The sequence below is a fragment of the Agrobacterium sp. Azo12 genome, from assembly GCF_029193765.2.
Classification (GTDB): domain Bacteria; phylum Pseudomonadota; class Alphaproteobacteria; order Rhizobiales; family Rhizobiaceae; genus Agrobacterium.
In genome coordinates this window covers 2,163,497-2,177,498 of sequence record NZ_JARFYO020000001.1, presented here as the reverse complement: position 1 = coordinate 2,177,498, position 14,002 = coordinate 2,163,497, and the positions used below count along the sequence as shown (strand labels likewise).

The window sequence follows — 14,002 nt, the reverse complement described above, 5'->3', positions numbered from 1 at the left end:
GGGGCGGTGTTATTTAGGGGCTGACCAGCTGTTTTCGTTGGTTTTTTCGACATCTGTGCGTCGACCTCCATCGAGCGTTACCAGGGTGATGCCGCGGCTCTGTCATCACGTAGTATTTCGCATTTGCGATATTCCGGAGGCTGTTTCAGGCCGTTTTTGCTGCCACATTTGGCATGTTGCCCGTTCATATTCAGATTTCGCGTTAACGAATCTGTTCATGTTGGAGTGATTCGAAAACTGTGATCACACCCAATTTCCCCGCCTGTCGCAGGACCGCGTGACCGCCATTTCTTGGCGGAAAGAGCTTTTTGGTAGCGTAGACGTGCGTCGACTGGATATCTGTGTCAGGCACAGCAATGAGGATCGGTTGGTGTTGGGACCGCTGGAATCGGGTCAACCATATCCTCAACGTCATCCTCGCCCTTGAGGCGAGGATCCAATCATGCCAACCGCATTCGTTTCGTTTGGCGAAATGGGGTTAGATACTTGGGACAAGCCCAAGTATGACGGTGGGTATGGCTGAGGCAGAACAGAACCCCTCACCTGAAAAATCTATCACTTCGTAAGCTGAGACAATGGTTTTTCCTTCTCTGCCACAGGGGTAGAGGTAAAGGCGCCGAGTGACGGCCCAATCTACCCACTCCCACACTTGTTGCGGGAATGCAGCCAGCTTCAGTCTTGGGCGCCAAATGCAATAGCTGCGCAAGCCAAGGATTGCCGCGTATCAGTCCTGCCGAACAATCGTGCCGATGGTGTTGACGAGAATGCGCGCGGCTGTCAGCGCCGAGAGACCATCCACATCGGCTGGCGGGTAAAACTCGACAAGGTCAAAGCCTGCGATCCGCGCCTTTTTGCCGACCCCTGAAATCAGGTCGATGATTTGCGTATAGGTCAGCCCGCCCGGCGTGCGGGCCGCGACTCCTGGCATGATGGCGGGATCGATGCTGTCGCAATCCAGCGAAATGACCACGTTTACCCCATCAGGAATATGGCTCAGCGCCGCTTCAACGCCGTGGCTCTGCATGTCCCGCGCAGTGACAAAACGGCTGCCATAGGCAAGCGCGTCGTCAACATCGCTTGCACGCGCACTGCCCACACTGCGCAGGCCAACCTGCACCATGCCGGCCACCTCAGGCATTTCGCTGGCGCGGCGCATCGGGCTGGAATAGCCGTAACGCTCGCCCCTCACCTCGTCGCGCCAGTCAATATGCGCGTCGATCTGCAGCACCCAGATCGGGCCTCGTCCGGCAAAGGCCGACAGAAACGGAATGGTGACAGAGCAATCCCCGCCCAAAAGGATCGGCACGGCCTTCTGGTCCAGCACCTGGCGGGTCTGCGCTTCGATGCGCGCGCGGTTGGCGGCATTGTCGTGATGGATGGTGTTGATGTTGCCAATGTCGATGCAGGACACCGGCTTGCCATCAAACAACGGCCCGCCCAGATCAAAATCGAAGTGTTCGGTCAGCGGCGCGTCTTCCTGGGACGCAGCCCGGATTGCATCCGCCGCCAGTGCATGGCCGGTATCTTCACTGCCCGGATAGGCGCTGCCAAACCCTGCCCCAAACAGCACGATGCGGGGCGTCTGTCCACCGCCGTCGATGTCCTTGAGTTCATTGCCAAGGCCCAGAAACCGGTTCGAGACGCTCATATCGCTGCTCCAGACTGCACTTGCATAGGTCGTGCAGGTTACGCTGAAAGCAGTTGGTGAAGGAAGAGGCTGCCACTCAACGGCGTACATTGCTGCCACGCTAATTCGAAAGTTTGGTTCGACCCGCACTGGGAACGTAGGCTAATCATCGGTATTGTTATTTCTGGCGACGGATGGTCTTTGTCGACGTGGACTTACGATGAGTCTACCTTTCGAATGCTCGGATTTATGGGATTCGGGTGATAAAATAGTTATCTTTGCTGGAGATAGGCTCCACTTTCTTAAAAGTTCGAAACTCCGTTAAACGTGATGCGGCTGTAGTTTCAGACTTTTTTGTCTGTAAGCGTCTTTGGTATAGGAACGCCGGTTACCACTTCCTGTAGCGTTATCGTTGAAGCAGGCACACGTATAAACTTCATCTGTTCGCGTCTCGCGCGATGCCTTGCGAGGAAGGTTGAAATATCCATTCTGGGTCCCCAACTGCGGCCATATCTTATGCTGCAGAGATCAAGAAAGAGTGTTGCAGGTCCTGACTTCCTAGAGTTAATAAGATCGAAGAAAATTAACAAACCTATAGCGACCAATGGAATAGAAATAAACGCAAAGGCGAATTGTATTGATTTGCCGTTTATTGATGCAGTAACAGCAAAAAAGCCAATTACGCTGCTCATGACGGATGTACCGGATGCCCATATTCGTAGGAACGATGGAGCTAAAGGTCGGATAGGTGCAAGTTGCGCAACCTCGTCGTCAATCTCCACAGACGCTAACTTGGGAGGGCTCTTTCTCCACTTTACGCATCTCAAAACCTTGCGGGCTGCCTCAAGATATAAGTTCATTGAGGCTGCAAATAGATCAGTGCCATACACGACAGCGACATTAAAACGAATAGCGAATTGTGATTTCGCAAAACATGTTAAGTTTGATCCCACCATTCGTTCAAATGGACCAATAGCCTCGCTTTGCCAAAGGGTTTCCGAATTGAAGCTATCTTTCGCAGGGAGCAAAGCTCGAACGACCTCAGAGTCTGACATCGCCAATCTGACCCAAGTAAATTTCGCAATCAGAAATTCGAAATATTGTTTGTGTGCGAAGCGTAGGTTGCTTGGCCCGCCGACCGGATCGGGTACGAACAGACCAGCCGAGGCGACATCTGTGCAAACCTTCTCTAAAAATTCTTCACGGTTCTCTGACGCAAGGCGAGCTGAAACCAACTTAGCTTCCTCGAGTGTTGGGCTCCTTACTTCGGACGACTGCATTGCGCGGAGAACATTGTCGAAAACCCGCTGAATTACTTGATCAAACTGAGAGCGGGAGATCGTGTTTCGCAAATCGCCAACCGCCATCTCCCATACTACAGCTAGAGTTAGGGCTTCCCTAATGGCGCGGGGCAGCAGCAGATAGCTTCCAAGGGTTGGCGTCTGAAAACTAGCTCTATCATTTTCCAACTCCGCTTCTTTTCGCGCGTAAACAGCAGACAGGTATCGCTCCAGCAGCATTGAGCCGGTAATATCAAGGCCGGATCTCTCAGCGTTTTGTATTTCCGGCCAAATGGTGGCTACGACCGGCAACATCGATGGTCGCATAACGATTTCGCGGAAGTCCGGATGATCGTTGAATGTATTCTTGATCCCGACGCGTATTTCATCTGGATAGGCACGACACGCGCTGACCACGTCAACCTCGTCAAACATTTGAATGGCATACATTTCTGTAAATGCATTCGAGGCAGCGCCAGAGTTCTCATCGATTCGTAGGGTAGAGTTGCGCTCAGATTGATCAATAAAAAAATTGGGTCGTCCAGTGAACAAGATTTTGGATCCGGGATAAGCGAACCGCCAAAGCGCGTTAAAATGCTCATGACGTTCGAATTGACGACCAGCGTTTTTCAGTTCGTCAAACCCTTCAAATATTAAAACTGCTTGGCCCGATCGGATTAATGCAAAGAGCTTTTCAGCTTGAAAGCCGTATCTGGTCCCCCACTGTGCAAGAAAATCTATTGGTGGTAATTCACCAGGGCTCTTCCCGCGCAGTTCAATCAACAACGGAACTCGCTCGTTAACTGCGAAGCCACCTAAAAACCGCTTCGCCCAGTCGACGCAGAATTCCAACATCGCAGTACTTTTGCCTTGGCCATACTCGCCAGTAATGGCGAGGTGCTTACGCCCTCCTTCAGTTACCCAATGATCGATGACGTCTCTCAGGTCTATTGTCTGACCATGTGATGACATGACCTTAGCCCGTACGAATGTCTCTGCTAGCGTCGCTTGAGTTCCACCGACGGTGTTCTGAGTGAATTGCTTAATAAGCTGTCGCGCGTAACCGTGGAGCGGCAGACCCGCGCGAACCAGACTCGCATAACCCCACAAAACAACATTTAAATCCTCTAACTGTATGTGGAGTGGGGAGTCACCAATGAATTCTTCAACTACAGCATTTATAATTGAGTACTTGCTCGGTTGAAGTATATCGATACGTCTGCGCAATTCTTCGGTTGTCGGTCGGGTGTGAAATATCATAACGAGCAGCTGTGATTCTTTTCCAGCCTCTGGACCGAACATTGTACCGACCCAAGTATTCGATTGTTGCCGCCAAGCTCCCTCGTCTATGGAAGCTTCCGGCAGATGGTTCAGGAATGCCATCCGAGCAAGTTCGTTGAAGTCAACCGCATTTGGAGCCGGAGCAATTTGTTGCTTCCAATCCACCAACCTCCGATCAACGATTGGATCGTTCTGTTTAGAGAGCTTCGAAGAGATTTCTGCCACGGCGAGAGCGACAATGTGGTTCGCCTTTCCCTCCTCCTGCAATCTAACAGCATTCATTGTCAGTGGGCCTTCCCATGAACTTAACGCTCGTTGTGCAAACCGCGCTATGAACATGATTGCTGTGGCGCCGAAAGCCGCAACTACGAACTTCTCGATTAGTTTAGCCCAATAGCTTGAGGCTAACACATTTGCATTGTTCTGAGGAAATCCAAGGACGCTTAGGACATCTATGGCAACTCCAAACCAATCGACCGCCATCAGAGCGCCGAGCGTGGTCATTGCCAACGCCGAAAGCGTTAATACGGTATAGAAAGCGAACCTAGGCTTCGAATGCCGCGCGTTCCACTTCATCCAAATTATGTAGGCAGCGAGTGCGACTGCGATTGCGGCGAAAACAATGGTTAAAACTACAGCGATGTTCATAGGATCCTCTAGGCAACTGCCCTACCCATGGTTGAATTTTCGGTTTTCGTCTAGCGGGTGATAATCGCATCATAGCTTTTCTTCGAGGCGCATCACCCCACAAGATGCCTTCGACTTCATGACAAGAAGAAATGCCCGTGGCTTGATGACTAGGTTTGAATGACCTGATCTGGCTGGCGCTGGCTGAAGGCAAAGAATGAACTGACATGACGATGACGATGGCGACACATCAGCGGAAATCCGGTCTGTTTTTGATTGCCGGTTCAGGTCTGTTGGCTGTGGCGCTGAGTCATTGTGAAGGGGCAATGGGCATGTCCGTCAGAACCGCCACTGCCCCTCACCTGCCCGATCACCCGATCAGAACTTGACCTTCCAGCCGGAGCGCAGCCACACGGTTGGGTCGTCGCCCTGCGTCGTGACATTGACGCTCATGGAGGCTGTGCCGCCGGCGACATCCACTTCCGCGCCCAGACCACCACGCAGCCAGAACTGGTGGGTTTTCTGTCCGTCGAAACTGAAGTCTGACAGGCCAATGATGGTGCCGCTGGTGGCGGCGGTTTCATTTTCAAACCGGTAAGCGGCTTCGGCGCGGGCCAGAAGGCGGATGTTATTGTCCAGCGTGTGTACGCCATCCACACCGGCGCGCAGCACCGTGCTGTGGTCGCGCATTTCATCAAACATGGCCGGGAAACCACCGCCGGTTTCGGTGTAGGCATCCAGCCTGGAGCGGGCATGTGTCAGGCTGGCATAGGGTGTGAGATTCCAGTCATTGACGGTGGCGGCATTCAGCCAGTCCAGGCGCAGTTTTGCCGCCCAGCTTTCTACATCCGTTTCACCCCTGGAATAATCCATCACGCCGCCATTGTTGTAACCGCGGTTGATGGTCAGTTTGCCCGGCGCGTAAAATGCGCCAATGGTGGCATAGACATTGCCGGCAACCGGAAGCGTGACTTCGGGCGAAATGTACAGGCCCTTGCTGATGTAATTGCCGCCGGTTTCGATGTCCTGATCGGAATAAACACCACCAAAGGTCATGCGCGCCGTGGCGCCGCCCTCAAGACCAATGCCGTAACCGAAATCGCCAAGGCCAAAGCCGCCATCGCTGGCCGCGCCATTGTCATATCCGATGTCCGACGTAACCCAGACGGATTGTTGGCCGGCATCGAGCAGGTTGCGCATCGGCTCACCATGTGCGCCGTTGAGAATGGTGCCGGCAAAACTGAGAGCAACGCTGGCAGATGGTTTGGCGGCCAAGGAGCTGGCAAATTCTTCCAATTCGATTATGCCGGTGCCTTCTGACGACAGGCGTGCAATAAAGGCGGTTTCCTGCGTTGTAGACCCCACAATGATGGTGCCATCAGCGCTGACGCCGCGTGCCACATCGGTGAAATCCTGGGCCACGGTCGCGCCATTGCTGCGCAACCAGTCCTCCACCGAAATCATGCCTGTTTCATTTGTCCAGCGGAAGGCGCGTTGAATGTTTCCAATGCCATTTTCGGCAGAACCAACGACCACGGAGCCATCAGCATTCACCGCCTGTGCGGAGGAATAAGTGCCGTTGTTCAGTTCGCCGATCCTGTCCATCAAACCGGACTCTGCTGTCCAGCGGAAGGCATGTTCCAACTCGTTATCTATCACATATCCAACAATGACAGACCCATTATAATTCACGCCTCTGGCCGCAGACGCTATTGTGCCGAGGCTGACCATCTGGTCCTCCTCAGTCCAGCGGAAGGCGCGGTCGCTCATGTTCTCATTCCATGCCTGTCCGATGATAACCTTGCCATCGCCGCTGATACCGTTGGCGCGGGAAAAACCACCGTCAACGAGGCTACCAAGGCTCTCTATCTGGTCATTTTCCGTCCAGCGCAGAGCGCGGATCTTGCTGGGGCCGTTATATGCGCCATCGTCACCATAACCGACAATAACAGCGCCGTCGGCACTGACGCCGGTCGCACGCGACTCTCGCCCATCATTCAGGGTGCCAAGGTTGCTGATAACGCCATTTCTCCAGACAACGGCGTGGGCATATCCGTTGTCAGCATCCGCATTGCCCACAACGACTGTGCCGTCCGTATTGACAGCCTGTGCGCTGGCGAAAGTCCCACCTTGAAGGATGCCAAGATCGACCATGCCGGTTTTGCTCCTGGACCAGCGAAAGGCGCGGTCATCCTGACCACTGTACAGCGATGCAGAACCCACGATGACCTTGCCATCGGCGCTGATGCCATTGGCCACGGAATATCGACCGTTCAGCAGTGTTTTGAAATCCAGATAGCCTGCTTGCCCCTCAGCCCCATGGGCAATGCCTGCCGCAAAAAGCCCGCAGCCGCTGGCAAGCAGGGCAAGTGCCGTTGATGTCTTCAAGACGTTTGCACGCAGATGAGTGCCGATGCGGCTCAAATTATATACAGTATTCATAAAGTAACAGGTTCCCCATTCCGGTCCGCCAAGACCGAAAACCCTCAAGTAGAATCGATTTTAAATAAATCAGTACTTGCGATGTTGATAATCACTGCCTTCAAGTCAACTGGATTTCAGCCACTTAAAGTAGTGATTGACGATGGCACACCTGCCCTGCGCCAGGCTTGTGTTGCAACTGTTGCGATTACTTGGAGTCTGATTTTGACTTCGCACCGCCTGGCGAACAGCGTATTCTAATACATGGTCTTCTGGTAATCTTCTTCCAACCCTGCATCGATCTTGCGCATCTCCTCCTCGCCGGGTGCACCCGTGGTTTCATCCAGTATCATCTTGATCAAGGATGGCATTTGGTGGCGGTCCTGCCGGTGTTCTGGTTCCCATATGCGCGAACGCCTGAGCGCCTTTGCGCAATGCAGAAACACTTCGTTGACCCGCACCACGATTGCGAGTGTGGGAACGCGGTTGTTGACCGACATGGTTTCGAGAAGTTCGGGCTGCGTGACCAGTCTGGCAATACCGTTGACACGCAGCGTGTCATCAAAGCCGGGTATCATAAACAGCAGCCCCACGGCCGGGTTGGCGATGATGTTTGACAGGCTGTCCAACCGATTGTTTCCCGGACGATCGGGTATTGCCAATGTTTGATTGTCGAGGATTTTCACGAAGCCAGCCGGGTCGCCACGGGGGCTGACATCGGCCCGGCCATCCAAATTCTGCGTGCCGACACAAACAAACGGTGACCGGCGGATGAATTCCTGCGCGTGTACACCAAGCGTTGGCTGAAGTTTTTGAACCGCAAGCGCATGTGTTGGCGGATAAAGCGCCCGCAATTGCTCTTCACTTGTGATGGCAGAACCGTGTTGCATCGTTCCCTCCTCCCAGAGACTGGATGCAGAATGAGGTACGTACCTCAGATTTGTCAAGCGTTTCCTGCAGCAAGAGAATGCAGAGGTTCTTGCGCAACCTGCGTTGGCAATTCCGGCCAGTCGACGGATCTCTGTATTTCCTCCAACGGCCGGGGTGGTCAGCAGCACATATCTGTTTCGCAAAGAGTATAAAACCAAGGGCACGCACACCGGCTGCTTTGGCACGACAGCCAAAATAACCTGCTGCGGCGGCAGCTTTAAAACCACTGACGGCAACGGCAAGCTGACACGGGTTGTCATCAGCCTTAAAGATGGCAAACCCGTCTCAATGTCCTGGCAATAAAGGACAAAACCGCCCTCTTCTCGTTGCAGAGAGAGGGCGGTGTCACTTACTGGAGATATTTATGCGACGGGGCGATATCGTTCGGCTGGAACGGCGTTTCCGAGGCTGGGGACCATCGCCTTGCGTGCGCCATCAAGGGCCTCCCACAGTCCCACATCATGCAGCGGCGGGATCGTTACCGGTTCGCGACGGTCAAAACCAACCAGAGCCGCATCCACCAGATCGCCCACTTCCATGACATTGCTCATGCTGTTGACGTCAGCGCCAACATGGCCCCAGATTTCCGTGCGGGTTGCTGCGGGAAGCACGGCCTGAACGTAAACGCCCTTGGGCCCAAGTTCCTGCTGCAGCCCCTGCGACAGGAACAGCACGAAAGCCTTGGTCGCGCCATAAACCGTCATGTTAAATTCTGGTGCGAGACCAACCACCGAGCCGATATTGATAATGGCGCCCTCGCCTGCCTGCACAAGACGCGGTGCGATGGCGTTGGCAAGCCGCACCAGTGCGGTGGTGTTGAGTGCCATCAGCCTGGTCAGGTCATCGGCGCTTTGTTCGATAAAGGCACCGCCGACCGCCATGCCGGCATTGTTGACGAGAATGCCGATGCGCGCGTCGTCCCGCAATCTGGTCTCGACCTGTGCCAGATCCGACGTCTGGGTCAAATCGGCCTTGATGATATCAATCTTCACGCCGGTTTCCTGGCGCAGACGGCTTGATAGCGCCTCCATGCGGGCCACGTCTCTGGCCACCAGCACCAGATCATGTCCGCGCCGTGCGAAGCGTTCGGCATAGGTTGCGCCAATGCCGGTTGAGGCACCCGTTATCAGAACTGCAGGAATTTCGCTCATTGGATTGCTCTTTTCTCACATCGATCTTATATTCATGATGGTTGTCATGATTGAATTTAAATATGATGACCATCATATAAAAGTCAACTGTCGTTGCGGAGAATTTTGGACATGAAGGTCAGCCGGGAACAGATGGCGCAAAACAGAGGCCGTATTCTTGAGGTCGCCAACCAGCTGTTTAAGGACAAGGGGTTTGATGCGGTCAGCGTTGCCGAGGTGATGAAGGCAGCTGGCCTGACCCATGGCGGTTTTTATGGCCACTTCAGTTCAAAGGATGATCTGGTGGCCCAAACGATCAGTCACGCCCTGGCTGCAGACAGTGTTGCCGGCGGCGGCTTTAATGATTTCGTTGGCTCTTATCTGTCGCCACGTCACCGCGACAACCCCGGCCAAGGATGCCCGACAGCCGGTTTGGCCGCCGCCATTCGTCACCAGACACCGGAGGCACAGACCGCGATGACCGAGGGTCTGCGCGCCCAGATCAACCGCATTGAGCAGGCGCTTAAAAACGCTGGTTCAACCGAGACCCGCCGCGCCGCGATTGGCAGTTGGGCAGCAATGGTGGGTGCCGTCATTCTGGCCAGAGCGGTCAATGATCCGGAACTGTCGGATGAGGTTCTTGCGCAGACCCGCGCCTGGATTGATGAGCGTAGCGAATAAACAGCAGTGGCTATAAAACCACGGATGGAGCGGCACCCTGCTTTCCGCCGCTCATTGTCACCGTCAGGAGACTGGGCGCTGTCTTCGGAACAAAAGGCGGTTGCGTTCTGGAAGGTGGCGCGCAAACACAAAACCCGCCTTCTGCAACACCCTTTGCGAGCCGCCGTTTTCCGGATGGGCCATCGCCCAGACCTCGGCAAGTTCAAGCTGCTGATCGGCAACGGCGAGTGCTGCGCCGACAAGTTCGGACGCGTAACCCTTGCCCCAAACATCAGGGCGAAAGTAATATCCCACTTCGAAATTCCAGCCCGGATCGAATGGATCTTCGTACAGGCCACCCCAGCCGATGATGCGCCCATCTTCGCGGCGCACCACCACCCAGGGCGCACAGCCATCCCGGCGTCTTCGCCACTCGTGAACCATCACGCGCCGCTGGCACTCCCGCAGCGTTTTATCGCTGTGGGTATGTTGCATGGCCACCGGATCTCCCAGAAATTCAAACAGTTCTGCAATGTCTGCCGTGCGGGATGGGCGTAAGATCAAACGTTCAGTTTCCACCATGGCTCCGACATGTCTCTGGGCGATAACAAGACAAACATCGTCAGTGCGCCGCATCCGTCAACTGATTTTCTCACCCGTTGAAAAGCCTAGAGCAATCTATACCCTATCGATGCGCGGACGAATGCTGAGGTTGGAGACGAGGTATGGCCGGGTGGATCGGTTCTGTGAAACAATGGGCACGCGCCATCAAGCGTGATGTCATTGCCCTGTGGATCGCAGCGCGTGATCTGAAAACGCCGATAGCCGCGAAACTGGTTGCTGGTGCGGTTGCCGCTTACGCGCTGTCGCCCATCGATCTCATCCCAGACTTTATTCCGGTGCTCGGTTATCTTGATGATCTGCTGATCGTGCCACTTGGCATTTTATTGGCTATTCGCATGATACCGCCCGACTTGATGACGGATTTCAGGCAACGCGCCGCGTTACAGCAAAACAGGCCAAGCAGCCGTGCGGGGCTTGTCGCCATCGTGTTGATCTGGCTTGCAGTGTCGGCCTTGGCCGGTTGGGCGGCCTATCGGTATGTTTATCCGGCTTAAGACAACGACCAACCCGCACACTTGTTATCGTCAGGGTTTTTCACGGTAGCGGGCTCGCGGGCGGATGAGTTCGCCGCTTTCCTGTTGTTCCATGGCGTGGGCAATCCAGCCAACCAACCGGCCGGTGGCAAAAATCGTGAAGGCGGCCGTGTCGGGCAGGTTCTGCGCCTCGCTTAAGGCCGCCAGTGCTGCATCGATATTGGGTGGCAGGCCCAACTGATCCGACAGTGATGTTATGGCGCTGACCACCGCGCCCTTGTCCGCCAGGCGATTGAGAATGATCCGCGCCCGCGGATCACCATCCGGATAAAGCGGATGCCCAAACCCGTAGCTGTAGGGTGGCTGGTTGGCATGTTGCGCCAAAAAGTCCTGGGTTTTGCCACGCATGGCCGCCTGTAATGCACGCCGTGCCAGCGATGCGACGCCGCCATGGCGCGGGCCACTGAGTGTTGCAAGGCCTGAAAGCAGAGCGGCTGGCAGGCTTGCCCCCGTAGAGGCTGCAACCCGCACCGCGAAGGTGGATGGGTTCAGCTCATGATCGCTTAACAACACCAGCGCGCAGCGCAGATTGTCTAACCCGGCTGCATCAACACCCCATGCCTGCCCCAGCCGGTGATGGATCGGCCCGGTGGCCTGAACACCCAAAAGCGCATTGGTGACGATGGAGACCAACCTGCCGCCATGACGCGCAATGGTGTTGGCCGCACTGTCGTCAAGATCAGCGGCTTGCGGCACCTCATGAGCGAGTGCTTGTAACGCCCTGCCCAGTGGGCCCAGCGCAGCATCAGACCCAGCGGACGGATCAGGTGCATAACCGCTGACGAAGTCGGTTGGTTCAGCACCCCAAAGATGGGCGGCGACGCCTTCAACTGTCAGGTGTTCGGCACAGTCGGCAATTGATTTGCCCCGCAGCCACAACATACCATCGCGCACTTCCGTCAGCGAGGTGGTGAGAACCGGCTCTCCCCAGCGGATTGCATGTTCTGCAATCTCGGCCCTCGCCCGTGGCCTGCGGCGCAGCCGGGCCAGATCTTCAACATCAGACTGTTTGTAGAGACTGTGGCGGGCATCCTGCGCATCGGCCTCGGCACGCAAAAGACCACGGCTGACATAGGCATAGAGGGTTTGTGGTTTGACCCCCAGCATGTCGCAAGCCGTTGCGGCGTCGATCCAGTCTGATTTTTTCATATTGATTATGTTGATCAAGATTTACGGCGTGTCAATTGCGCGGCACCATCTGCTGACCATATCCGCCGACCATGTGAAGGAGATGCAAAATGGCTGATGATTTCAACCGGCAGATCAACGAAGCGCTGGGCCTGGATTTGGCCGACGATATCAAGGTCGTGCAACGCGGCAGCGGCGAGCTTTACGCCTGCTTTCGGGTGTCTGACATGGCCGAGGCGGCGGTGACGGCAGCAACGCGTGAACTGGCCGCTTTGCTGGGCGCGACGGACATTTCAATCGACCGGCGCTTGTGCCTGTTGTGGTTTGGCATGACGCTTCGCCCTTCGGGCTGGAGCCTGCCATCGGCCTGGGACCCGTTGGCGGGAGATTACCAGGCCGCAGACGGCTGGATACGCCTGCACACCAATGCCCAGCATCACCGCGAGGCGGCGTTGCGGGTGTTGAACTGTGATCCTGACAAGGTGCGGCTGACAGAGGTGGTAGCCGACTGGAAAAAGAACGATCTGGAAGACGCGGTTGTCAATGAAGGTGGTGCAGCCGCCGCCATGCACAGCCTTGCCGAATGGGCAAACCACCCGCAGGGGCAGCAGGTGCGCAGCGAACCGCTGATTGCCTGGCATCAGACTGGTCATGGGCCAAAACTTTCGGGTCTGCGCGGCCGCCGCGTGCTGGACCTCACCCGCATATTGGCGGGACCTGTGGCAACGCGTTTTCTGGCCGGTTTTGGTGCGGATGTTTTGAGGCTTGATCCGCCCAGCTGGCATGAGCCGGCGCTGGAACCGGAGGTGACGCTTGGTAAACGCCGCGCCGGTCTGGACCTGCATGTGGCCAGCGACCGAGAGATTTTTGAACGGCTGATTGCGCAGGCCGATGTGCTTGTTCACGGCTATCGCCCCGGCGCGCTCGACAGGCTTGGTTACGACGCCGATACACGGCAACGCCTGTCTCCCGGCCTGATCGAGGTCAGTCTGAATGCCTATGGCTGGGGTGGCGCGTGGAGAGAGCGGCGCGGCTTTGACAGTCTGGTGCAGATGAGCTGCGGCATCGCTGATGAGGGCATGCGACGGGCAAAGGACACAAAACCGGTGCCCCTGCCCGTGCAGGCTCTAGACCACGCGACAGGATATCTGATGGCGGCGGCCGTTCTACGCGCATTGCGCCATTGCCAGTTAACGGGCGACAGACTGTCTGCCCGGCTTTCCCTTGCCCGGACAGCCGGCCTGTTGGTGGATGGCGGGGTGCGTGACTTTCACGGCAGCGCCATCAACGACACGACAGACGACCTATGTCACGACTTGGAGACAACGTCCTGGGGGCCAGCAAAACGGCTGAACTTCCCGGCCAGTGTTGATGGCAAACCGCCGGAATGGCCACGGCCTGCCGGGTTGCTGCGGGTGGATGATGCGCGGTGGTGATGGGCGTATTTGTTGGAAGAGCCCCGATTCAGACATCGAATCAGTAGCTTTTGTCTAAAGGTTTGTACAAGGCTGACAATTACTGCTTGTATTTGACAGCCATTCCTTGCGATGCTGCAGAGGCTTGCCAACAAATTCATCCAGAGTCTAGTTCGCAATTGCCTACTTTAGTGTCGCTCGGTCAACTGCGTGTAGCTAGCGCCTTGTTGGAGCAATCTACTTGCACCCAGTTGATATTCGGCTTAGCAACTCTTCACAAGAGAGTTTGTCGGTGAGATAGAGGTTAGCCTGACTTTACTGATGCTTCTTAAAATTAATACTCTGG

At 55.5% G+C, this 14,002-nt stretch carries 10 protein-coding genes; 3 read left to right on the top strand and 7 right to left on the bottom strand.

Annotated features, from left to right (window positions below; translation table 11 throughout):
* Nucleotides 1-724: 724 nt before the first annotated feature.
* The 5 genes from PYL13_RS10280 to PYL13_RS10260 form a co-directional block, all read right to left on the bottom strand.
* A complete protein-coding gene (locus PYL13_RS10280) occupies nucleotides 725-1,648 on the bottom strand; it encodes an agmatinase (protein WP_275641244.1) in 924 nt (307 codons plus the stop codon).
* Nucleotides 1,649-1,971: 323 nt separating this feature from the next.
* A complete protein-coding gene (locus PYL13_RS10275) occupies nucleotides 1,972-4,836 on the bottom strand; it encodes an NACHT domain-containing protein (protein WP_275641243.1) in 2,865 nt (954 codons plus the stop codon).
* Nucleotides 4,837-5,193: 357 nt separating this feature from the next.
* Nucleotides 5,194-7,257, bottom strand: a complete 2,064-nt coding sequence (locus tag PYL13_RS10270; protein WP_275641242.1) for an autotransporter domain-containing protein — start codon at nucleotides 7,255-7,257, stop codon at nucleotides 5,194-5,196.
* 236 nt (nucleotides 7,258-7,493) lie between these two features.
* Nucleotides 7,494-8,126 (bottom strand): pyridoxamine 5'-phosphate oxidase family protein, encoded by a 633-nt coding sequence (locus PYL13_RS10265; RefSeq protein WP_275641241.1) that lies wholly within the window; start codon nucleotides 8,124-8,126, stop codon nucleotides 7,494-7,496.
* A 402-nt stretch (nucleotides 8,127-8,528) separates the two neighbouring features.
* Entirely contained in the window at nucleotides 8,529-9,317 is a 789-nt protein-coding gene (locus tag PYL13_RS10260) for an SDR family NAD(P)-dependent oxidoreductase (protein WP_275641239.1), read from the bottom strand.
* A gap of 111 nt (nucleotides 9,318-9,428) precedes the next feature.
* Between PYL13_RS10260 and PYL13_RS10255 the strand changes: the two genes are divergently transcribed.
* On the top strand, nucleotides 9,429-9,977 hold the full coding sequence (locus PYL13_RS10255) for a TetR/AcrR family transcriptional regulator (protein ID WP_275641238.1): 549 nt from the start codon (nucleotides 9,429-9,431) through the stop codon (nucleotides 9,975-9,977).
* A gap of 63 nt (nucleotides 9,978-10,040) precedes the next feature.
* Here PYL13_RS10255 and PYL13_RS10250 read toward each other — a convergent pair whose 3' ends face one another.
* A complete protein-coding gene (locus PYL13_RS10250) occupies nucleotides 10,041-10,538 on the bottom strand; it encodes a GNAT family N-acetyltransferase (RefSeq protein WP_275641237.1) in 498 nt (165 codons plus the stop codon).
* A 143-nt stretch (nucleotides 10,539-10,681) separates the two neighbouring features.
* On the opposite strand from PYL13_RS10250, the gene PYL13_RS10245 reads away from it, so the two are divergent.
* A complete protein-coding gene (locus PYL13_RS10245; protein WP_275641236.1) occupies nucleotides 10,682-11,074 on the top strand; it encodes a YkvA family protein in 393 nt (130 codons plus the stop codon).
* Nucleotides 11,075-11,104: 30 nt separating this feature from the next.
* Here the strand turns inward: PYL13_RS10245 and PYL13_RS10240 are convergent, their stop codons facing one another.
* A complete protein-coding gene (locus PYL13_RS10240) occupies nucleotides 11,105-12,262 on the bottom strand; it encodes a citrate synthase family protein (protein ID WP_275641235.1) in 1,158 nt (385 codons plus the stop codon).
* Between the two features lie 89 nt (nucleotides 12,263-12,351).
* Between PYL13_RS10240 and PYL13_RS10235 the strand changes: the two genes are divergently transcribed.
* The gene (locus PYL13_RS10235) at nucleotides 12,352-13,677 is read left to right on the top strand and encodes a CoA transferase (protein WP_275641234.1); all 1,326 of its coding nucleotides are present in this window, start codon (nucleotides 12,352-12,354) and stop codon (nucleotides 13,675-13,677) included.
* Nucleotides 13,678-14,002: the final 325 nt, after the last annotated feature.

Excerpts from the sequence above, each read along its gene's own strand:
- PYL13_RS10280 (WP_275641244.1), bottom strand. The coding sequence starts at position 1,648 with ATGAGCGTCTCGAACCGGTTTCTGGGCCTTGGCAATGAACTCAAGGAC.
- PYL13_RS10275 (WP_275641243.1), bottom strand. The coding sequence starts at position 4,836 with ATGAACATCGCTGTAGTTTTAACCATTGTTTTCGCCGCAATCGCAGTC.
- PYL13_RS10270 (WP_275641242.1), bottom strand. The coding sequence starts at position 7,257 with ATGAATACTGTATATAATTTGAGCCGCATCGGCACTCATCTGCGTGCA.
- PYL13_RS10265 (WP_275641241.1), bottom strand. The coding sequence starts at position 8,126 with ATGCAACACGGTTCTGCCATCACAAGTGAAGAGCAATTGCGGGCGCTT.
- PYL13_RS10260 (WP_275641239.1), bottom strand. The coding sequence starts at position 9,317 with ATGAGCGAAATTCCTGCAGTTCTGATAACGGGTGCCTCAACCGGCATT.
- PYL13_RS10255 (WP_275641238.1), top strand. The coding sequence starts at position 9,429 with ATGAAGGTCAGCCGGGAACAGATGGCGCAAAACAGAGGCCGTATTCTT.
- PYL13_RS10250 (WP_275641237.1), bottom strand. The coding sequence starts at position 10,538 with ATGGTGGAAACTGAACGTTTGATCTTACGCCCATCCCGCACGGCAGAC.
- PYL13_RS10245 (WP_275641236.1), top strand. The coding sequence starts at position 10,682 with ATGGCCGGGTGGATCGGTTCTGTGAAACAATGGGCACGCGCCATCAAG.
- PYL13_RS10240 (WP_275641235.1), bottom strand. The coding sequence starts at position 12,262 with ATGAAAAAATCAGACTGGATCGACGCCGCAACGGCTTGCGACATGCTG.
- PYL13_RS10235 (WP_275641234.1), top strand. The coding sequence starts at position 12,352 with ATGGCTGATGATTTCAACCGGCAGATCAACGAAGCGCTGGGCCTGGAT.